Annotated in this window: 13 protein-coding genes and 2 pseudogenes; 5 read left to right on the top strand and 10 right to left on the bottom strand. The window is 63.6% G+C overall.

Going from position 1 to position 20,846, the window contains the following annotated elements:
* Positions 1 to 20 precede the first annotated feature (20 nt).
* From E1261_RS11990 to E1261_RS11970, 5 genes and pseudogenes are all read right to left on the bottom strand, one after another.
* On the bottom strand, positions 21 to 719 hold the full coding sequence (locus tag E1261_RS11990; protein WP_132405847.1) for a WD40 repeat domain-containing protein: 699 nt from the start codon (positions 717 to 719) through the stop codon (positions 21 to 23).
* Between the two features lie 325 nt (positions 720 to 1,044).
* Positions 1,045 to 2,562, bottom strand: a pseudogene (locus tag E1261_RS11985) (IS1634 family transposase).
* Positions 2,563 to 3,095: 533 nt separating this feature from the next.
* A complete protein-coding gene (locus tag E1261_RS11980) occupies positions 3,096 to 3,356 on the bottom strand; it encodes a DUF7660 family protein (RefSeq protein WP_238176158.1) in 261 nt (86 codons plus the stop codon).
* An 11-nt stretch (positions 3,357 to 3,367) separates the two neighbouring features.
* Positions 3,368 to 10,066: an RHS repeat-associated core domain-containing protein gene (locus tag E1261_RS11975; protein ID WP_165952459.1), complete on the bottom strand. Its 6,699-nt coding sequence runs from the start codon at positions 10,064 to 10,066 to the stop codon at positions 3,368 to 3,370.
* 591 nt (positions 10,067 to 10,657) lie between these two features.
* On the bottom strand, positions 10,658 to 10,894 hold the full coding sequence (locus tag E1261_RS11970; protein ID WP_132405843.1) for a hypothetical protein: 237 nt from the start codon (positions 10,892 to 10,894) through the stop codon (positions 10,658 to 10,660).
* A gap of 391 nt (positions 10,895 to 11,285) precedes the next feature.
* Here E1261_RS11970 and E1261_RS47105 point away from each other — a divergent pair, with 391 nt between their 5' ends.
* A complete protein-coding gene (locus tag E1261_RS47105; RefSeq protein ID WP_202874646.1) occupies positions 11,286 to 11,444 on the top strand; it encodes a hypothetical protein in 159 nt (52 codons plus the stop codon).
* 566 nt (positions 11,445 to 12,010) lie between these two features.
* On the opposite strand, the gene E1261_RS11960 is transcribed toward E1261_RS47105, so the two are convergent.
* Complete coding sequence (locus E1261_RS11960; protein WP_132405841.1) at positions 12,011 to 12,835, bottom strand: hypothetical protein; 825 nt, start codon at positions 12,833 to 12,835, stop codon at positions 12,011 to 12,013.
* Positions 12,836 to 14,036: 1,201 nt separating this feature from the next.
* Here E1261_RS11960 and E1261_RS46845 point away from each other — a divergent pair.
* Both E1261_RS46845 and E1261_RS11955 read left to right on the top strand, forming a co-directional pair.
* A pseudogene (locus tag E1261_RS46845) lies at positions 14,037 to 14,135 on the top strand (hypothetical protein); the annotation flags it as partial.
* Positions 14,136 to 14,264: 129 nt separating this feature from the next.
* The gene (locus E1261_RS11955; protein WP_272948576.1) at positions 14,265 to 15,065 is read left to right on the top strand and encodes a tyrosine-type recombinase/integrase; all 801 of its coding nucleotides are present in this window, start codon (positions 14,265 to 14,267) and stop codon (positions 15,063 to 15,065) included.
* Between the two features lie 128 nt (positions 15,066 to 15,193).
* Here E1261_RS11955 and E1261_RS11950 read toward each other — a convergent pair whose 3' ends face one another.
* The 3 genes from E1261_RS11950 to E1261_RS11940 form a co-directional block, all read right to left on the bottom strand.
* Entirely contained in the window at positions 15,194 to 15,445 is a 252-nt protein-coding gene (locus tag E1261_RS11950) for a LuxR C-terminal-related transcriptional regulator (protein WP_132405837.1), read from the bottom strand.
* Positions 15,446 to 15,639: 194 nt separating this feature from the next.
* On the bottom strand, positions 15,640 to 15,816 hold the full coding sequence (locus tag E1261_RS45915) for an antitoxin (RefSeq protein ID WP_420814007.1): 177 nt from the start codon (positions 15,814 to 15,816) through the stop codon (positions 15,640 to 15,642).
* A 74-nt stretch (positions 15,817 to 15,890) separates the two neighbouring features.
* The gene (locus E1261_RS11940; protein ID WP_132405835.1) at positions 15,891 to 16,106 is read right to left on the bottom strand and encodes a hypothetical protein; all 216 of its coding nucleotides are present in this window, start codon (positions 16,104 to 16,106) and stop codon (positions 15,891 to 15,893) included.
* A 239-nt stretch (positions 16,107 to 16,345) separates the two neighbouring features.
* Between E1261_RS11940 and E1261_RS11935 the strand changes: the two genes are divergently transcribed.
* On the top strand, positions 16,346 to 17,626 hold the full coding sequence (locus E1261_RS11935; protein WP_132405833.1) for a tyrosine-type recombinase/integrase: 1,281 nt from the start codon (positions 16,346 to 16,348) through the stop codon (positions 17,624 to 17,626).
* Positions 17,627 to 17,686: 60 nt separating this feature from the next.
* Here the strand turns inward: E1261_RS11935 and E1261_RS11930 are convergent, their stop codons facing one another.
* Positions 17,687 to 18,850, bottom strand: a complete 1,164-nt coding sequence (locus E1261_RS11930; RefSeq protein ID WP_132405831.1) for an acyl-CoA dehydrogenase family protein — start codon at positions 18,848 to 18,850, stop codon at positions 17,687 to 17,689.
* 134 nt (positions 18,851 to 18,984) lie between these two features.
* On the opposite strand from E1261_RS11930, the gene E1261_RS11925 reads away from it, so the two are divergent.
* On the top strand, positions 18,985 to 20,322 hold the full coding sequence (locus E1261_RS11925; protein ID WP_132405829.1) for a UDP-glucose dehydrogenase family protein: 1,338 nt from the start codon (positions 18,985 to 18,987) through the stop codon (positions 20,320 to 20,322).
* Positions 20,323 to 20,846 lie beyond the last annotated feature (524 nt).

Genomic DNA, 20,846 nt, shown 5'->3' with positions numbered 1-20,846 from the left:
TATCCTCAACGGTTCTCGCGCTAGCGATGCCAGATCGCAAGCTCGCCGCCTGGTCCCGCGACAGCCAGACGACTGTCCCGGGACCAGGCAACGTGCACGACCGGATGCTCTGTGACAGGAGCTCCTTTGGGCCGACGACCAGATCCCCACACCGCGACACCCCGTCCGCTATCGGCATGCCAGCCTCCAACGGCCAGTTCCCCGGACGGAGACCAAGCAACACTGCCGACCCAGCCCGAGAACTTGCCAAGCGTCCGCGCACGACCATCACCTTTCGGGCTCCAGATCGAGATCACCGCGAGTTCGTTGCCTTGGTCATCGACCTCCCGCCATCCCCACGCGAGCTCGTCACGCGATGACCAGACTGCCGTCGCATCCGCATGCCGGCTCAGGGTCACGAACTGCACAATCGGCGTGCCTCGCCGGGGGTACCAGACCGTCATCACGCTGCTGCCATCAGTGCGATCGCGGTAGCCGGCAGCGACCAGCCCACGGGATGACCACGCGACCGACGTGATGGGGCCAGCCTCCATATCGACTTGTTCAGAGACCACACCAGTCTCGACGTCGATGACCACCAGCAGCCCGGTATCCCACGCGGACCGGCAACCCAGCGCCGCACACCCATCGGCACTGACATCGACCGACAAGACCTGTACGACGCTCGCCGGCAGCACGATCCCTTCGGTAACACCTGAATTGTCGATCTTGGCCGCCATCCAGCCCTCGGCAACCAGATCATCGCCAACGACCAGCAGATGTCCGTCCTTGAGCCAACGCAGGGACTTCACACTGCCACTCACATCGACCGACGTGGCCACGTTCAGTTCGGCGTCGTACCAGACAGCATGGTCCGACCGACCCTCTCGAGCCCAGGCGCTGGCCAGGACGCCCGAATTACCCCAAGCGAGCGCCCGGGGTGTCCCTTCCGTCTCCAGAGGACGACCACGCCAAGCGGACGCCTCTTCCGTTCGCCGCCTCGGATGAGACCCATCCATCAACCTGCCTCCATCGCTGATCCGTCGACACCTCGACTACGACGGATCAGCCCACTTCGGATCTCGATGGTCGAGATGCCAGATCGGCGAGGGCGTCGCGTAGGTCGGTGGGGAGTGGATCCTCGGCGGTGAGAACGTGTCTGCCGGTCCGGATTTGGACGGTGCGGTAGCGGCGTGCGGTGGTGACGAACTTCCGGATCGACCAGCCGGTGCGGTCCTCGATGAATCTGGTTATGGCCAGGGCAGCGAACACGATGGGTGAGGTGGGCTTCGATGGCTTCGCGTTTGTGGTGGTAGATCGGCCGCGCTTTCAGGTCGTGCTTGGACATCCGAAACGACTTCTCGATGCGCCAGAGCTGGTGGTACGAGCCGATCACGAAGTCTGCGGTCGGGCTGGCCATGTTGGTGGTGTAGCCCTTCAGCCCGGCCAGGCTGCGGGCCTTGGTCTCTAGGTCGCAGTTGACCGACTTCTTCGTGCCGGTGAGCTTGTTGAACCGGTTGCGCTTCACCGCGAGCTTGCCCGCGACCGCGCCCTCGGCCTTCTCGACCTGTTCGTCGATCCCGCGCAACGTCAGCCGTGCCCGGTCGGCCCGCTACTGGTAGTAGATGATCTTGTCGCGACGCCCGGCGGCCTTCTGTGTCTGCGTGGCCGGCCAGGGCTGGGTGAACACGTGCCCGTCGGGATTGTCTTCGCCCGGGCGCTTCTCGCGCCACTTCTTGATCGCATAAGGCATTTCGGTGATGCGGGTGCCGAAGAGGAACGACAACCCGGCGTCGTGGATCGCGTTCTGGTTGGCATCAGAGATCATCCCCGCGTCAGCCACGACGGTGACGTCAGGGAGCTGGTGAGCAGCCATGAAGGACCGGATGACCGGGAGCATGGTCTTGGTCTCGGCCTTGTTTCCCTCGAACGACTCCACCATCAGCGGAAACCCTGATCCGTCCGTCAAGAGACCGAGAGTGATCTGAGGTTCCAGACGGCGCTCTTTTCGAGAACCCTGACTGACGGAAACCGTCACCGGTATCGGTCTCGAAGTACAACGTGGATACGTCGTACAACACCAGACTTGCAGGTCCCAGCGCCGCATGCTTCGCGCATGCAGCCGCCAGACCACGACGCCACGACTCGCCGGTATAGACCGGCAACCGGCGATTCACCGTCGGATACGACGCCGCACCGACCCCCATTGCCTCTAGCACCCGCAGACTGTCCTGCTTGCTGGTCGGCTCAATGATCCGGGCCAGCACCAACTGCAGGAACACCTCGTCCCCACCACGAGCCTGATCGAACCCGAGCACGTCATCAGCGCGGCACAACGCGTCCCACAGATGCCCCATCCGCGACGCCACGATCTCCAACGGACCCGAAACCAGCCGCCCGCCGTGTCCAATCCCAGCGTCAGCTCACCCTGCCCCGCAGCCAATCGCTGGTTCGCCGCGGCCTTCCGCCTCCAACTCGTCATCATCGTGCGCCGAACCAACAGGCTCGATATCCCTGGATCCACGCGAGACGACCACACCACCTGGACCGCCGTCGCCCCGACGCGGTCTTCACCGTCCGCACCTACGCCACTGACGACCTACGAGCCCGATTAGTGCGCAAGCAGCCCAGCACACAAACCCGCAGGTCACAGCGTCGCGCCCACACGGATCGTGTCTCAGTGATAAGAGTCAGGTCGAGCACCGTAACCACCGGCTGTCACAGCTACGGCATAACGGCCTTCAGACAACTTCTGAGACCGAAGGCAGCGTCCGCCTTGTTAGCAGACTTGCAGCAGTCGCGGCGATCTGGGCTCAAGAACTGGGAGCAGGTTGGTTCGCTCGCGGACCGAGGCAGACAGCCCGACTAGGACGACCCTCGATCCGACCGACCCGGGGGATTGTCTCGCGTTGGCCCCTAAGGCGCCGGAATTGCCCATCCACGCCAGCAAGCCTCCCGGGCACGAACCGCGGCAACCTCCGGTGACGCACGAGACTGGAAGGTGGTGTGTCAGCTTGTGGCATTGAGTTGCGCGCCCTACCTATCGGTTGCGCTGCGGCGACACCGCACCTCTATGCACCGAAGGCGCTAGAGGGGCGCGGTGTCGCACTAGTGGCTCACTCGTAGATTCGGGCAGCCAGCACCATGTTGGCTACCAGGTTCCAGTCGGGTTGGTCCGGAACATCTGCGCCGCGGTTCGCGTACCAGCCAGGCAGGTCCTCGACCCAGGCTGCCCAGGCCTCGAGGAATCGCTCGAGGGTGGAGTTCTCCCACTTTCGTGGCCTAGCCTGGAGATCCGCCATCGCCACTCTGAGGAAATGAGCGAGATCGTCTCGGGTCCGCACCGCCTCGGCCTCTTCCTGGAGACTCACGGTCACCTGCCTTCCCATCATTTGAGTCTGATCGACGTACCTTGGTTTTTGGTGGTGAACTTCCACCCCTCATCCTTCACTTCTTGAGGAGTTGCACGAACGTAGGGGACGTCCACACCCGCCTTTTGAAATGCAGCCAGCCGACGGTTGTCGAGAGTGTAGGTCTGCCCGCCCTTCTGGAAGATGCGGATCGGCGGGATTGAAGAGGGCTGTACGGTACCGGCCTTCAGTTGCGCAGCGAGTCCGAGGACCGACCCACCGTTGGCGAACGTCTGACGGGCAGAGGCTTGCGAGAAGCGGACCTTCGAGGGATCTATCGTTCCCGAACCGCTGAACGCACCCGCCATGGCCAGCGCGCCGACGTTGCCGAGGCCCATCATGATTGCGTCTTTGGTGCCCTCGCTCTTGACGCCGAGGAGATCCCAGACCCTGGCCCCGAAATTGTCCAGCGCAGAACAGAAGCCTTCGGCGCCCTCACAGACGTCCACTGCCCCGCCGATGGGAGAGGGTGGGTTGTCTTCGGGGTGGTCTTCGACGGTGATTGTTTCGGTGGGTTCGGTGGGTTCTTCGGGGTGGCCGATGATGGTGACTTCGTCGGCGCAGAGGGTGCCGCCGGGGCCGCATTCGGCGGCGCGGATGGCGTCTACTTCGGCGTCGTTGATGCGTACGTGTGTCGAGGGTGTGGGTGTGGCCTTTTCGCGGTTGATGGTTGGGGGTTCGGAGCCGGCGACTGCGGTGACGTCGTGGGTGGGGAGTTCGCAGCCTGTGGCGCATGGCTGGGGTGTGGTGATTGTCCGGATCTCGTAGGTTTTGAATTTCCAGGTTTGTCCGGTGCCGGGGTTGCCAGAGCCTCCGGGGTTGTCTCCGAAGATGTTGCCGCCTCCACCGTCGCAGTGGAACTCGAGTAGTCCACCGAGGCAGTAGGTGAGGCCAGTGGGGTCGTTGTGGGTAGCAGGGTTGTTAGAGACGTAGGTATAGCGGTTCCAGGCCTGACTGGGTGTGGCTCCATCGACGTTGGGGTCGGGGGTGAGGAACCGGCCGAGGGTGGCGTCGTAAATGCGTCCCTTCATATTGGTGAGGCCAAGTTCGCGGTCCTCGTTGTGGCCGGTGTAGCCCTGGTCTACGGTCATTTGCTCGAGGCCGACGTACCCGGCGTCTCCCTTAGACCAGTCTTGGTGGCGGGGTAGCCCGAACGCGTCGTAGCTGCGGGTTTCCTTGATGCCTGCTTTGAAGCCTCCGGTGGTGTTGTCGTTGGCGGTGACGAGGCTGGTCGAGCCGAGCCGGTCGGTGTGGTTGAACACGGCTGGCTTCTTAGCGACTGGGGCGCTGGGGGTTGCTTGTTCGTAGCGCAGCACCGCACTGGTGCTGCCGCCGGTGTCGATCAGGAGCCGATGCTCGGTCTTGGTCGGGGTCCGGTGCCGTTCGTAGAGCCCGGGCAGGTAGGTCGTGCTGCCGGTTGCGGTGGTTTTCTGGGCACGTTCGCCGGTTCCGTAGTAGAGGAACGTGGTGGCCTCGCCGCTCGTGGGGGTGAGTTTCGCCGGCAGGTCGAAGTCGTTGTAGCTCACTTGAGTACCCGGCCGGGTGATCTGATTACCGACTGAGTCGTAGCCGTAGGCACGGTCGCCGAAGATCCCACCGGTCACCGACATCACCTGGGTCGGTTTCTGCGAGTCGTAGGTGTAAGCGCCGCGGCGTTTGCTGCTAACTATGTTGCCGAGCTTGTCGTAGGACCACGTGTCGGACAACACTGTTGGAGGGAACACCACGTCCGCGCCGGTCCGCCCAGGCGCTGTGGCCCTTGACTTGCGGTGGGTCCCACTCTGGCCAGCGCTGTTGTTGCCTGGACCGCCGCAAGACTCGGGTTGAGGACAGGCCTCGACCGGCGGGACGTAGGCAGAGATCACTCGGTCAAGTGCGTCGTATGCGAACGACTCGCTGAAAGAGATTAGGCCGTCGTCTTTGCGAAGGCGGTCGGTGAGGTTGCCTGCGCCGTCATATGTGTAGACCTCAGAATTAAGCAGCTTTCCAGGGCTGGAGTCCGCAGCGTTGGTGATCACCTTGTTCTCGACCACTCGGTTCAGTGGGTCGAAGAGCCGGGTATCGGTGACCCCGTCGCCGGCCTCCTCGACGGTCAGGCGATCACGGTCGTCGGTGTCCTTGGCTGTCCACAGCACCTGCGCATCGGCAGCCGGCTCGACCGTGCGGACCCTGGTCATGCGCCCGTTGCTTGTCGCGGCCGGGCTGTAGTCGTAGGCGACTTTCACCCCGGCTGTCTGTCCGGGCAGCGTCGGGTACCGAACCCCAGTCACCCGGCCGTCCTGGTCATATTCGTAGGCAGTTGACATGGATTCGTTGATCGTTGGATTGGAGGCCGCCGGGAGAGTGTTGACGGTACTGCTCAACCGGCCGAGATCGTCGTAGGAGTACCCGATCGATGTCGACTGCGCACCACCCAGGGTGTGATCGGTCCGCTCAGTGCGCCGCAAGGTCCCGTTCCGGGATCCCCGCGATCCGTCAGCGTCATAAGTGCTCGTCTGCACGCTGCGCACCGCACCGCCCAGCTTCACCGTCGCCGACGTCGGCCGCCCCAACACGTCATAGTCGAGGACCGTGTCACGACCCAACGCATCAACCGTCCCGGTGACCTCACCAAACGCGTTATAGCTGCTGGTCGACGTGCCACGCTCAGGATCAGTTCTGGTCGACATGTTGCCAAGATCGTCGTAGCTGAACGTGTTCCGGCTCGCCGTGACACCCTCGGTCTGGCTGGACAGCAAAGTCCCAAACGCACCATAGGCATACCCACGCGCGGCTTCCGCCGTGCTACCGACACCATCGACTGCACGGACCACCTGGCCACGCTGATCAGTCTCAGCGCGCGTCTTGTTGCCACGCGGATCGGTCGCAGTGGTCTTGAGTCCGTCATAAGACCAGACCCGAACTGCGTTCTTGGCGTCCCTGGAGTACACGACTCGGCCCGCGTCATCGTACTCAAAACTGGTCTGCGTCACCCCGGCTCCGACCGTGTGGTAATCGGTCCGACTGACCAAGTTGCCGCGGGCCTCATAGGCATACTCGCGCTGGCGCTGCTTGCCGTCGAACCCCTTGAACCGCTCGATCCTGACCCGCCCTGCCCGGTCGATCACAGTTTGGCTCGACGCGCCGGTGCCGTCCGTGACCTGCGTGCGGCGCAGAAACTCTTCACCGACCTGTTCATGAACGTAGTCGGTGGTCTGAACCGCTCCGCTGGGCGACCGAACCGCACGCAGCCGGCCCAGTGTGTCGTAGGTCAGGTCGGTGCGCAGCCCGTTCAGGTCGACCCCGACCTTAGCGACACCCAGGACCGGGTCATACCCCGTGCGGGACACAAACCCGGCCGCGTTCATCGTCGCGTGCGGGAACCCGGCCGGGTCATGCACCGCCGTCGCCTCGCGCACCTCAGCAGTCGCCTGGTCGGTATGCGTGACCCGGTTCACATTGCCCGAACCGTCATAACCAACATCAGTGATCAACACCGGACCTTGACCAGGATCTGCCCCATAGGACTTCTGCTGGCGGACCCTGACGTGACCGGGGTCAAAGGACAAGTCGCTCGTTCGGGTCTGCTCAGCCACCGCGTCACCTGCCAGCACGACCCGGTCCTTCACCTTGATCTGCTTGGGCCGTGAGATCAGCCAATTCACGGTGTCGACGTCGGGGGTGAAACTGACCGTCATCTGTTTCTCATGACCATTAACCCTGGTTGTCTCTTCTCGTACATTGCCATAGACATCCATATCCAAAACGGACCGCGACCCGTGCCGGAATGGTTGCTTGTTTTGTGCCTCGAAGGCCGACCGTGCCATGGTACCGAGGCAGCACATGGTCGGAAACTCGTAGGTTCGGTGTTGAGTATGAGCGTAGGAGAAAAAATTGCCGGCCGGGCTGGTTGTTTTGATTGTCCAGTAGAATTCGGCCTGTTCGAGGGATTGCTGCCCATTGGGTAGCGTGGTGACAGTCCATTGTTCTTCCAGCCGCGGGTCAAACTGGGCTGACGTGTTGGAGTAGAAGAACCGTTCGATTAGCGGCGCGGCGTTGCCTGCCACGGTAGTGAAGACTCGGCGCTCGGCGTATCCGAGGAATCGCTGGCTGCGCTTGTCAGCACGCCCGTCGCGGTAGACGTAGCGCGACACACTAACCGACGCGCCGAGAGTTGCCGCGGTATCCCGCTCCACATGACTCACGACATACCGCCCGTCCGCGGGGAGGCACACCCTGGAGTCCTGCTGGCCACAGGTGCCGGGCTCATATACCGTGGCATCGGTCCGCGGCGAGTACCTGATGCGCACCGTCGGGTAGAACGCCGGCGCACCATTGGCTTGGAACTGATTTCCGTCCCGGATCGCGGCGAGCAGGTCAGGCTTGCGGTCCACACTGCCATCGTTGTGCGTGAATAGCTTTAGCGTCGCTGGCGCCTCGTCGATATCGGATCGGTCGATCAAGATCAGATCGTCCAGCGCGTCACCGTCCGCATCGATGACCCGGAAGCCCTGAATCGCGAGAGCCTCAGCCGTCCGTGACGCGAACGAGACCTGGGTTCCCGACTTCGCGAACACCATGCCGCCAGCCGTGGTGAAAGAGCCCCGGACCAATTCCAGCCCGTCATAGACCGGCAAGCCGCCGCCGGTCGGTCGCAGCCGCGGGATCAATAGATCCTGCCGCCCATCGTTGTCGGCGTCGGCAACCTCGGAGACTGCCAGCCCGTCCACCGGCAGCGAAATTCCCATCGGCTGCACCGAGGTAAACCCGCGGCCAGTGTTCAACCGATAATACAGCTGACCTTCCTTGACTTCGTCGTTGTCACCTTGCCCATTGGTCACCAGGTCGGCCAGACCATCACCGTTGAGGTCCATCACCTTCAAGTCAAGGCCCAGCACCCGCGCCGACAGGGCGCCGCTCCCGGCCGGATGCGACCTGTCACGCGCCACATCCCACACCACGGCCGATGTGGAGAACAGCCGGAACACAACCTCGTCACGGCCGTCACCATCGATATCCAGCACCAGCACCTTGTCGGGAGTCAGATTGGCCAGCGCCGCCAGCTCCTTCGGTGCACTGAACGCCACATTCTCCGGGTTGTCCGCGTCATTACCCAGAACACCGACCTTTCCCGACCGCTGCCGCCATGACCACTTGTTGCCGGTACTACCGGTCGGGTTGCGGTACTCCAGCACGTCCTGATCGCCGTCGCCGTTGAAGTCACCGAAGAACCCAGTGCCCTTGGCCCCACCACAACATGCATTGGTCAATCCGCCGGTGTATGCGGTCTGCACCCGCTGCACCGACAGACTGCCACGCGTCAAGAACGGCCGCCACACCCCCGGATCCGCCGTCCGCGGAATCAGATCCACCCGGCCATCCTGATCGAAGTCCACCGGAAACGCCGTCGCAGTCGCCCCACTCGCGAAAGTGCCACCGGCCGTCACCTTGCTGCGATAACGCTTATCCGGCGACCCTGCCAGCGCCGCGAGATATTGCCAACCATTCGCCTCCGGCCATGCCAGATCCGTCCGCCCATCTCCCGTCAAATCCGCAGTCACCAACTGACTCGTAGCCGTGCTCGGCACCAAAGACTGCGACGGCGACGACTGCACATGCCCCGAATTGAACCCCCCAATTCCCTCCGACCATTCAAACCTCGTCGGCCGCATACAGCCAGCCTCCGCCGCCCCGCACTCCGTGATTTGTTCCAACTTGCTCGTCTTCGACGAACCACGGTTCTGATAATCTAGCCGGTAGCTACGAGCCGTCTTAAACCCAGCGCCGGCATCAACACTCATCGTCACCTTGACCAGCCGGCGCAAGTTCTCCTGCCGAACACCAAACATGAACCCATGCAGCGGATCCGGGCGCGTTAAGTACCCGAACTCGACCCTACGATCCAACTTGCCGACATCGCCGTACTCAACAGACGCCAGCCACCGCTCCACCTCGGACGGATTCAACGCCGACACTGTCCGAGTCTCATACCGGTACTCGATCACATTCCCCGAACGATTCTCCGAACGCGCCAAAAACCATGACACATTCACCCGATCACTGCCCGACGGCACCGACGCAACCGTCCCCCCAACACCGAACGTCAACGTCTCCCCATTACCGGTCTCCACAGTGAAATGCGTTGGCCCCTTCACCGACGCCGGCGTCCCAAACGCCCGGAACGACCTCACCCGCACATGCGTATCCGGAAACGTCCGATACTCCGCAAGCTGCCCGCCATAAGTGCCTCCCACCAGAACCAGCTTCTGCCCATCCAGACACAACCGGTCCTCATCAGCCAACTGCGGCCCCTCCCCCTGCCCAGCACCATCCAATGCCGTCGTCACACAACGATCAATCCGCGATACACCGCTAAGACCAAAACCCACACCAACGTGGCCGTTGCCAACCTCACCGCTATAAGTCAACGCCAAACTCGGCTGATACCCACCACGCCCCGCCACAACCTTCAACGGCACCGAATACCGCGAGGAGCCATCCTCACCCACATCAAATGCACCAGGCGAGGCGCCGAACGCCGCCGCACCAGCCGCCACCGTCGCCGACGGACCCGCCACGATCGCCGGGTCATACGATGGTAACGGCAACGGCCCCCTCACCACAGCGCCTGTCATCTCTGCGGATGCTTTGCCGATGAAGTCCGTCGATACCGAACCCGACACCAGTATTAAGGCCACGCACGCACTCCAGGCAGCCTTGCTGTGCCAAAGTCGTCGAGTTCTCCACATCACGCAACCTCCAAGCAATAGACGACGTACACGCAAGTACGCAGTAACCCCCACCATCGGATCGCCAAGGCCTCGCTGCTGGCGGATGGGATCAAGAGTTAGAGATCGCCGCTACGAATCAGCGGAATACGGGATCCACGTCAGCATGATCACGCGTCCCCCTCCGGCCCTCGTGTCGCGAGTTGCTAGTTCGTGTGCAGTATGCGGCGAGGGCTGTCGAGGATCTGGCCGACAGCCTTGGGTTTGGGGCGGCGCGCCATTCGTTGATCCAGCTGTCGCGGAGGTCAGCTTCGCTGTCGACGACGGAGTGACGCGCGGATCGCCGGAGCTTGCGGTTGGTCAGGTTCGGCGAACCAGCGCTCCACGAGGTTGGGCTTGGACTTCTGGTGGCGGTGACGTGCAGGTGGAACTGGAGATCGCGGATCAGACACTCCCTCATCTTCGGGGGCATCTAGATGGCGTAGCTGTCCAACACCAGATGCAGGTCCAGGTCTTTGGGGGCGGCGGCATCGATTCAGGTTCAGGAAGCGCAAGAACCTCTCATGCCGGGTGCCGGCGGTAGCGCTGGGCGATCACCGACCCAGTGGAGAGCCGAGCGCGGCGAACAGGTAGGTGGGCGACCTGCCGGACGTATTCGTGGGTCATCCGAGCCGGCGTCGTCGGCGTGATCGGCAGAATCGGCGCGGCACGGTCGATCGCCTGCATCTGGGACTTCTCGTCCACCGCGAGCACCAGCGCGTTCTCCGGCGGAGCCCTGTACAAACTCGACGACGTCACGGGCCTTGTCCACGAGCAACGGATTCGTCGAGAGATTCCACGTCTAGATCGCGTGCAGCATCAACCCGAACGCACAATGGCAAGCGTGGCGGGCACCTGCTCCAGCACCCGCGAGTCGCGGACGATCAACGGCTGCGCTCCAGCCATGCGTTCAGGCCGCAGCGATGAGTCCCAGTTGGCCGCCTTGATCGACTTCGTCCGCCGGCCTCAAAGTGGCCCAGCGATCCGGTGGGCGGAGCTCGGAGTTTGCGGTTGGTGAGTTCGGCGGACCAGCGTTCGGAGAGGTTGAGCCAGGAGCTGCTGGTGGTGAAGTGCAGGTGGAAGCGGGGGTGGCAGATCTGCCACTCCTTCGCCTTCGGAGTCTTGTGGTGCTGTAGTTGTCGAGCACGAGGTGCAGATCGAGGTGCTTGGGAACGGCGGCATCGATCAGGTTCAGGAACCGCAGGAACTCGTGGTGACGGTGCCGGCGGTAGTGCTGGGCGATGTTAGACCCGCTGGACAGGTTCAACACGGCGAACAGGCTGGTGGTGCCGTGGCGGACTTAGCTTAGTCGTGGCTCAACCTTACCGACATTGAATGCACCGGGCGAAGTGCCCAACACCGCCCGGCAGCCATGGTCGCGGAGGCACCCACCACGATCACTGCGTCATAGGACGGCAACGGCAGCGGGCCTGCCGCCACATCGTCTGTCACGTCTGCGGTTGCCTTGCCGATGAATTCCGTCGACAACAAAGCCGAAACCAGCATCAAGGCCACCCACGCACTCCACCCAGCCCTGCAACGCGAAAGCCGTCGACGATTCCACATCACGCATCCTCCAAGGAATAGGCAACTATTGATCAGTACTCATGAGCCGACGCCAACGGATCATCGAGGCTCCGTTTCTAACGGAGGGATCACGAGTCAGCGCCCACCGCTCCGGGTCAGCGGAATGTGGGATCCGCGTCAGTCTGTTCGCTTAGCCCGTCCTGGAGAGCGTTCGCCGGCGACATCCAGGATGACCCCCATGGCTTCAGCCACGGCGTGGCGCATCCGGGATATCAGGTCGGACGGGCGCAAGATCACCGGCCTAACCAGCCTGCCTGGGAAGTACATCTAGAACTGGCCGACTGCGGGTCAGATGGTTGCGCAAACAGCGAAGGTTTGTAATGTCCACGCCAGATCAGTGCCATCCAGATCCTCGTTTGCCGAGGCGTTCGACCACCCATGGCCACCCAGGAACGAGTTCTCGATCGCTGATCTGCTGACGCGGACCTGCCCGAGCGAGTTGACCAGGTCGAACCCGGGGCTCAGGAACAAGGTGCCGAGCGGACATTGGCCCTTTACGTCAGAGTTTCCGCTGGGATTGCCAAGCTTGAAGTTCGATGTCACCGAGCGATTGGCCACCGGATACGCACAAATAGCATAGGTATCGAGTATCCAGTTTGCCGATCCACCTACATGACTAAAGAACGCCTTAGTGGACACCGAGTTCACACCAGGGATCATTGAATCGAGGACCACCTCGTTCCGCTCGTCACTAAGTTGTGTCTCGTAGCCCGAACCGATGGCCACCTTGTCCTGCGGACATTCAGCACGTGCCTCCCACTCGCTGGCTCCAGTAATGGTGGTCTGGCGCCTTACAATTTGATGCCCGGCCAGCGGCGACGAGCAATACGCCTTGGCGATCACACCCCACTCTGTGTAGGTCTGATTGTGGGCCGGCTGCTCGGGCCGACGCGCGCTGACCCATGCGCCCCATCTGACCACTCCGCTACTGGTGACAATTTGCACCGGCCTCGCTTTCCTGACAACTATCCTTCGCTGGGTACCGCCCGCAGCACTCAAGAAGGGGTGCACGCTAAAGCCAACCCCGGTGATGGTCGTACCCGCAGGACAGTAGGCAACGGCGGAGATATACGGCTTGGTCGTCGTCGTCAAGCCATTCACCTCGCTGGTCATCGTGGCACCCGTCGCAGCCGCGTCGTGACCGGCCTTCTCCCTTGCGGATGCCGGGGGCACCGTCAAAAGCCCGACAAGCAACATAGCCACGGCCGCTGACGCGTGCACTGTCTGTCTGGTGTAAAGCTTCGGCACTTCCGTCTCCTAGCTCCCTGGCCAAGGAGTGCGCGCTTCACCGCGCATAGCCAGATCAGATGTCTCGGACATCAGCCTGTACGGCCTGACGAGTTCATCCGGTTTACGACTGAGGAGCTTGAGATCTCGAGCACTCGTCGGATGTCGTCTGGGCAGCTGGGCAGCAGAGGAACCACAGTCACGGTAGACACAACCAACTGACAACCTGACAGGCGCCACCGGACGACATCGCGATGAGTCACGACCACAGCTCCATTGGGTGGTTTCAACCCTCGCTGCTCCGTACGGAGACCATCTCTTTGTAAACGTCAATCAGCACCGGGATGAGCAGCAGCACGGGTATTCACTCGGTACAGCTCGATCAGTAGCTCCGTACCGGCAAAGGATTCTGCTCACATTCGACGGCTCATGATCAATCTGGGCTGCAATCAGCGGATTCAGGTTCGCGGCTGACGGCAGCCTAGGTCATGTCGCACCCATGGCCTTCAAGCATTTGACAGCGCCGAGGTGTAGCAGTTGTCGCAGCCGGAGGCGATCTAATCGCAACCGGTCACCGGATTCCAGGTCGTCCCGCTGCACTCGATCGCACCCTTGGTCGCGACGTCCCCCTGCCCAAAGGTGCGCAGCACCAACCAATCGCCGCGTGTTCGGCATCGGATGCATCAGTCGGACAGCGCGCAGTCGTTCTATAGCGAAGTCACGGCCGTAATGTCCAAAAAAAAATGTGGTTGCCCAGCCGTTGAGGTCCGACCGACTTCGACGGCTGGAGGCAGACGTGGCGTTTACGAAGGACTTGTGGATGAGAGCGGTGAAGCAGGCCGACGGGAGCATCCAGCGGCAGCGGAACGAGAAGCGTTGGGGACGAGGGGAGCGATGGCTATTGGTCTGGCTCGCCCCTTCGGGAAATGAGGTCTCGAAGGCCTTCAGTACCAAGGCTCGGGCGGACAAGTATGGATCCGAGATGGAGACGGATGTTGGGCGCGGGGAGTATGTCGCTCCGCGGGCGGGGACTGTTCGGTTCGGGGTCTACCTCGAGAGATGACTTCAGTCGCGGTCAGTCGATCCGTCCACACTCATTACGTACGAGCGGGCGCTGAGGCTTCATGTTCTGCCGATGTTCGGCGAGCGGGAGACAGGTTCCATTAAGCCGTCTGAGATCGGCGCTTGGCTGAGAGATCTGGAGAGGCGGATCGGCACCGCGACGGCACGGACGGCATTCATCGTTCTTCATGGGAGCCTGGAGCTCGCCTTCGACGACGGAGCGATCAAACGCAATCCCGCCAAGGCGAAGTCCGTGCAGGTGCCCGAGGTGAAGAGTGGGCGGATCGTGGCGTGGAGCGATGCGACCGTCCTGGTCGTCGTCGAGGCTCATCCGGCGTCGCTGCGGCCGATTCCGGTGCTTGGTGCGGCGGCCGGCCTGCGGCAGGGCGAGCTCTTCGGGCTGGGCGAGGAAGACATCGACTTCGACGCGATGGAGATCCACGTACGGCGTCAGATCAAGAGGCTCGGTAGCGCCTTCGTGTTCGCTCTGCCGAAGAACGACCAGGAGCGGACCGTTCCGATGTCCGATGGCGCCGCGGAAGTCCTGCGGCAACACATCAAGGCCGGCCGGATCCGGCCGTACAGCCTGCCGTGGGAGAAGCCTGACGGCGACCTCGCCAGTGTGCGGCTGCTCTTCCGGTGGCGTGATGACCTGCACATCAAGGCCCGAGCGTACAACGAGCGGATCTGGAAGCCGGCGTTGGTGAAGGGCAGTGTCATTCCGCCGCCGATCCGGAACGAGAAGGGTGCGCTGGTGTACCTCGCGAGCCGGAAGGACGGCATTCACGCGCTGCGGCACTATTACGCGAGCGTCACTCTCGCGGACGGCGTCAACATCCGGGAGCTTGCCGAGTACATGGGGCACGGTGATCCCGCGTTCACGCTCCGGCTCTACACTCATATGCTGCCGTCATCGCATCAACGCGCACGGCATGCCTTTGATGCACGTCTTGGCCCGGTGTTCGCGTCTGCGTCTCACGGAACAGTGACGGAACAGAGCCCCTCCGCGCGGGATCTGCTGGAAGCGGACGATGGCCCTCAACTTGGCCTCTGACCTGCGAGAAGTCCGCAGCTCAGAGGCGCACGAAAGCTGTCGTAGGACTGCTCAGGCCAACATGTTCCAGTTGTGCCCGGTCCGGCGCGCCGAGTTTGGCCATGGCCCGCTGCACGTGGCACCGACGGTCAGGAGCTCAGATGCAGCTCGGCTGCGACCACGTCGTTGGCCAGGCCTTCGGCCGCCAGCTTCATTGCCTGCACCTCGCGATTGGTCAGCTCTCGCAATCCTGACGCTTCCGAGGGCACCGACTCGATCGGCGGCGACGTGGCCACGAAATCGACAGCCACCGGCCGGAAGGACTCGAGTGACGCCACTGCCATCGAGGCCAGGCAAAAGTTGCCCGGCACAACCGGCGGTTCGGCATCGGCTGCGGACACTTCAGCAGCCTAGTCGCGCGGCGAACTGGTTTACCTGCGCAGGCCCGAGTCTCAGCGAGGCCGAACCTCCCGGCCCGCCTGGACCGGGCGTCAAGACCAGGCGTCGTCCGCGTCGTAGCGAAAGAGAACTGCCGTGGCTTGATCGCAGTGGAGAGACCGACGGGTGGGCCGGTCGCTCCACTGTTTACGGACTGTCAGCGCTGGTCGTCGGTGATGTCGTCGTTCTGTCCGTCCAGGTTGTCCAGCTGGTCTTTCGCGGCGTCGACCCCCTGGTCGATCTTGTCGCCGTACTTGCCAGCGGTCTTCTCGTCGACGAAGTCTCCGGCCTTGTCCAGGCCGGCGGCAACCTTGTCGCCGTGTCCGTCGACCAGTTCCGTCGCCTTGACTCCGGGCCCTGGGCTGCGTCCTTCAGATTGTCGAACGCACTCACTCGTTGTTCCCGCTTCTATCGTTGTTCACTCCCCGCAGTAGAGGTCAACTCGTAGCGTGGAATCCCTCCGCTGGACTCCACCTCCGGGTTGCTGCTCTCGATCCCTGGCCCGAATCGCTCGCGAGTTAGCTCCCGCGCGTCCCCGAACCGGCCGAAGTCTCGACCGGACGTCCGCTCGTCGACGAGGTGGAGTGCACGCTCGTCTGACTGGTCCTCGACACGCTTGGTCATCAGATCTCCCCGTGAGATATACCGGCGACCGGCCGTCCACGCGACCGCATCGATCCCATCCTGACCTACCCGATGCGGTTGGAAACGTGCAAGCCATTCAAGGCAACGCGCAACTTCTTCACGGCGCTCGGCCCCAAGCTGGGCCTACTTATCCACAGCTTTGCCGTTCGCATGTGGCCGATCGGCGAGGTCCCCATACGTTGACCATCGGAAATCCCAAGGAAACGGGAGGCTTTTCGATGGCGTTCGTGAAGGATCAGTGGACGCGGGCGGTCAAGCAGGCCGACGGGACAGTCGTCCGGGTGCGGAACGAGAAGCGCTGGGGCCGGGGCAAGCGGTGGCTGGCGGTTTGGCTGGGGCCGGCCGGCAACGAGGTCTCGATGGCATTCGAGACGAAGACGGCGGCCAGTCGGCACGGGTCGGCGATGGAGACGGATCGGGAGCGTGGTGACTACCTTGATCCGAAGGCGGGGAGGACGAGGCTGGAGCAGGTTGGGAAGGACTGGTTGGAGTCACGGTCGGTGGATCCGGCCAGCCTGATCCAGTACGAGTCGAAGTGGCGGCTTCACGTTGCGCCGAAGTTCGGCAAGCGGCAACTGAAGAGCATCCGGCCGTCCGAAATTGCCGTGTGGCTGCGTGAGGTCACCGAACAGTTCGGGCCGTCCACGGCACGAAGTGCGTTTCTCGTCCTCCACGGAGCTCTGGAACTGGCGGTCGCGGACGAGACTCTCAAGCGCAATCCCGCGAAATCGAAGATCGTGCGGCGTCCGCCGATTCACTTCGCGGATGTCGTCGTCTGGTCAGAGCAGGTCGTAGACGACATCGTCGAGGCACATCCGCCGCAGTACCGTTTGATACCGATCGTCGGAGCCGGCGCCGGACTGCGCCAAGGGGAGATCTTCGGGCTGTCTACCGAGGACTTCGACTTCGAGAACAATGTGATCTGGGTGCGACGCCAGGTCAAGAAGCTCGGACGCGACTTCGTCTTCTCAGCGCCCAAGAACGACAAGATGCGTGCGGTGCCGATGTCAAAGGCCATCGCTGAGTTCGCGCGAGAGCACATCGAGCAACTCGGTGACACTGAGGTGACCTTGCCGTGGGAAACGCTCGCCGGCGAACCTCGAACGATTCGGCTGATGTTCACGTGGAGTGACGGGAAGCAGATCCGTGCCCGCAATTACGACGAGACCATCTGGAAGCCGGCGTTGTCCGCGGTCGGCGTCATCCCGCCGCCCACCCGCGACAAGCGCGGACGGCGGCACTACGTGACCGACAGGAAAACCGGACTGCATGCGCTACGCCATCACTTTGCCAGCGTCGCCCTGAAGGACGGCGTCAACATCAAGGAGCTTGCTGAGTACCTCGGGCACTACAACGCCAGCTTCACACTTCGCCTCTACACGCATCTGTTGCCGTCGTCGCACGACAGAGCGCGTCAGGCCATCGACCGCCGGATGACGCAGCTCCGCCAGCGGCTGACGGAGCAGTCACGGAGCAGGACCGAGTCGGCTGCTGCCTGAGCAGCAAGCCGACGATCGCGGCCTGACACGGGAATATGCCTCTGACCTGCGGAAACAGGGTTAGGCGAGGCCCTTGAGGAGTTGGCGGGCCATGACTATGCGTTGGACCTGGTTGGTGCCTTCGTAGATTTGGGTAATTTTGGCGTCGCGCATCATGCGTTCGACGGGGTAGTCGTGGGTGTAGCCGTAGCCGCCGAGGAGTTGGACGGCGTCGGTGGTGACGGCCATGGCTACGTCGGAGGCGAAGCACTTGGCGGCGGCGCCGAAGTAGGTGAGGTTGGCGTCGCCGCGCTCGGACTTGGCGGCTGCGGCGTAGGTGAGCTGGCGGGCGGCTTCGATCTTCATGCCCATGTCGGCGAGCATGAACTGCAGCCCCTGGAACTCGGCGATCGCCTTGCCGAACTGCTTGCGCTCCTGGACGTAGCCGAGGGCATAGTCGAGTGCGCCCTGGGCGATCCCGAGGGCCTGGGCGGCGATCGTGACGCGGGTGTGGTCCAGCGTGGCCATCGCCGTACCGAAGCCGGTGCCGGGGTCGCCGATCAGGCGGCCGACGGGGATCCGGACGTTGTCGAGGTAGACCTCGCGGGTCGGCGAACCCTTGATGCCGAGCTTCTTCTCCGGGGCGCCGAAGGAGACGCCCTCGTCGGACTTCTCGACGACGAACGCCGAGATGCCCTTGGAGCGCGCATCCGGGTCGGTGACCGCGAAGACGGTGTAGTACTCGCTCTCACCGGCGTTGGTGATCCAGCGCTTCACGCCGTTCAGCACGTAGTGGTCGCCGTCGAGCACCGCACGGGTCTTCATCGACGCCGCGTCCGAACCGGCCTCGGGCTCGGACAGGCAGTACGAGAACATCGCGTCGCCGGCGGCCACCGGCGGCAGGTAGCGCTGCTTGACCTCTTCGGATCCGGACAGCAGCAGCGGCAGCGAGCCGAGCTTGTTGACCGCCGGGATCAGCGAGCTCGAGGCGCAGGCCCGGGCGACCTCCTCGATCACGATCACGGTCGCGAGTGCATCCGCCCCGGCGCCGCCGTACTGCTCGGGGATGTGCGGGGCGTGGAAGTCCGAGGCCTTCAGCGCGTCGTACGACGCCTTCGGGAACTCGGCCAGCTCGTCCACGTCACCGGCGTTCGGCGCGACCTTGGCGTCACAGACGTCGCGGACCGCCTCCCGGATCGCCTCGTGCTCCTCGGACAACGCGTACAGGTCGAATGAGTTACTCACGAGTCACATGGTACGACGAATGCCGCCGTACCGGGAGTTGCCGGAAGCAGGAAGTGATCAACCCCGCACGGTCCGAGAGCCGGTGGACATGAGCCGGTCACCAGTTGCTAACCGGGATGGGTAGAGTCCCCGGCATGAGTGAAGCGACCTCCCGCCCGCTGCGGATCGCCGTGATCGGCACCAACTACCTCGGCGCGAACACCGCGGCCGGGATGGCCGAGTTCGGCTTCGACGTCGTCGGGGTCGAGATCGACGAGCACCGGCTGAAGCTGCTGAACGACGGCAAGGCGCCGCTGTACGAGCCCGGCCTGGACCCGCTGCTGAAGAAGCATGTCGACTCCGGGCGGCTGCGGTTCACCAAGGACTACACCGAGATCGCGGACTGGGCCGACGTCCACTTCATCTGCGTCGGCACGCCGCAGCTGGAGAGCAGCGAGGGCGCCGACCTGGCCCAGGTGCACTCGGTCGTCTCGATGCTCGCGCCACTGCTGACCAAGCCCACGCTGGTGGTCGGCCGCTCGACTGTCCCGGTCGGTACGTCGAAGGTCGTCGAAGCGCGGTTCCATGCCGAGGCGCCCGCGGCGACCGGTATCGAGATCGCCTGGCAGCCCGAATTCCTTCGCGAGGCGCACGGGGTCGACGACACCCTGCACCCGGACCGGCTGGTCTTCGGGGTGCAGTCCGCCGAGGCCGAAGCGCGATTGCGCGAGGTCTTCGCGACGCCGATCGGCGAGGGTACGCCGGTAGTCGTCTGCAACCTGCCGACCGCCGAGCTGGTCAAGGGCGGCGCGAACGCGTTCCTGGCCACCAAGATCTCGTTCATCAACGCACTCGCCGAGATGGCCGACGCGACCGGCGCCGACGTCACCCAGCTGGCCGACGCCCTCGGCTACGACAAGCGGATCGGCCGCGGCATGCTCTACGCCGGCCCCGGGTACGGCGGCGGCTGCCTCCCGAAGGACCTGCGCGCGTTCATGCACCGCGCCGGTGAACTCGGTGTCGAAGAGGTCATCACCCTGCTCCGCGAGGTCGACGACATCAACCAGCGCCGCCGCGCCGGTCTGGTCGACATCACGCACGAGATGCTCGGCGGCGTCTGGATGGGCAAGAATGTCACCGTCCTCGGCGCCGCCTTCAAGGCCGGTACGGACGACGTCCGCGACTCGCCCGCCCTCGACGTGGCCGGCCGCATCTCCCTGCACGGTGCCACGGTCACCGTCTACGACCCCGAAGCGATGGAGAACGCCCGCCGCGTCCGCCCGACCCTCCGCTACGCCTCCTCCGCCGCCGAAGCCTGCATCGGCGCCCACGCCGTACTGCACCTGACCGAGTGGCCCGAGTTCCGCGAACTGGACCCAGCCGCCCTCCGCGGCTCCGTCGAGTCCCCCGTCATCATCGACGCCCGCCTCCTCCTCGACGCCGCCAAATGGCGAGCCGCCGGCTGGACCTACCGAGCCCCCGGCAAGCCCTAACCCCCTTCCCCGGTACGACGTTGAGCACAGGCCAACCACGCGCGCGGCCAGCAAGTGGTTGATGGGTGCTCAAGGTGAGCCGGGCGGGCGACCTTGAGCACGGTTCAACCGTTCCAGCGGGTGTCACATGGGCTTCTGATGGGTGCCCAAGGCGAGCCGGTACGACGTTGAGCACGGGTCAACCATGTGCGCGGCCAGCAAGTGGTTGATGGGTGCTCAAGGCGAGCCGGGCGGGCAACCTTGAGCACGGTTCGACCGTTCCGGCGGGGTGTCAGATGGTCGGCGGGTGCTCAAGGTGACTCCCGGCCCGCGATAACACCTCGGCCATCTCGCACCTCAGCCACAGCCCGTCAGGCCGTCAGCCCGTCAGCCCGTTAGCCCGTCAACCCCAGGCAACGCGAGACCGCGGTAACCGGGGTGTCGTTGCTGCCCGGAAAACGAGGGGATCTCCCCTGAAGTTGCCGGTTCTCCCCTCGAAATTTGGGAGGAGAACCGGCAACTCGAATGGAGATCCCCTCAAATTT

The organism is Kribbella albertanoniae (assembly GCF_004348455.1).
Taxonomy (GTDB): domain Bacteria; phylum Actinomycetota; class Actinomycetes; order Propionibacteriales; family Kribbellaceae; genus Kribbella; species Kribbella albertanoniae.
The sequence above is the reverse complement of the archived record's forward strand: the minus strand, read 5'-3'. Positions and strand labels throughout refer to the sequence as shown.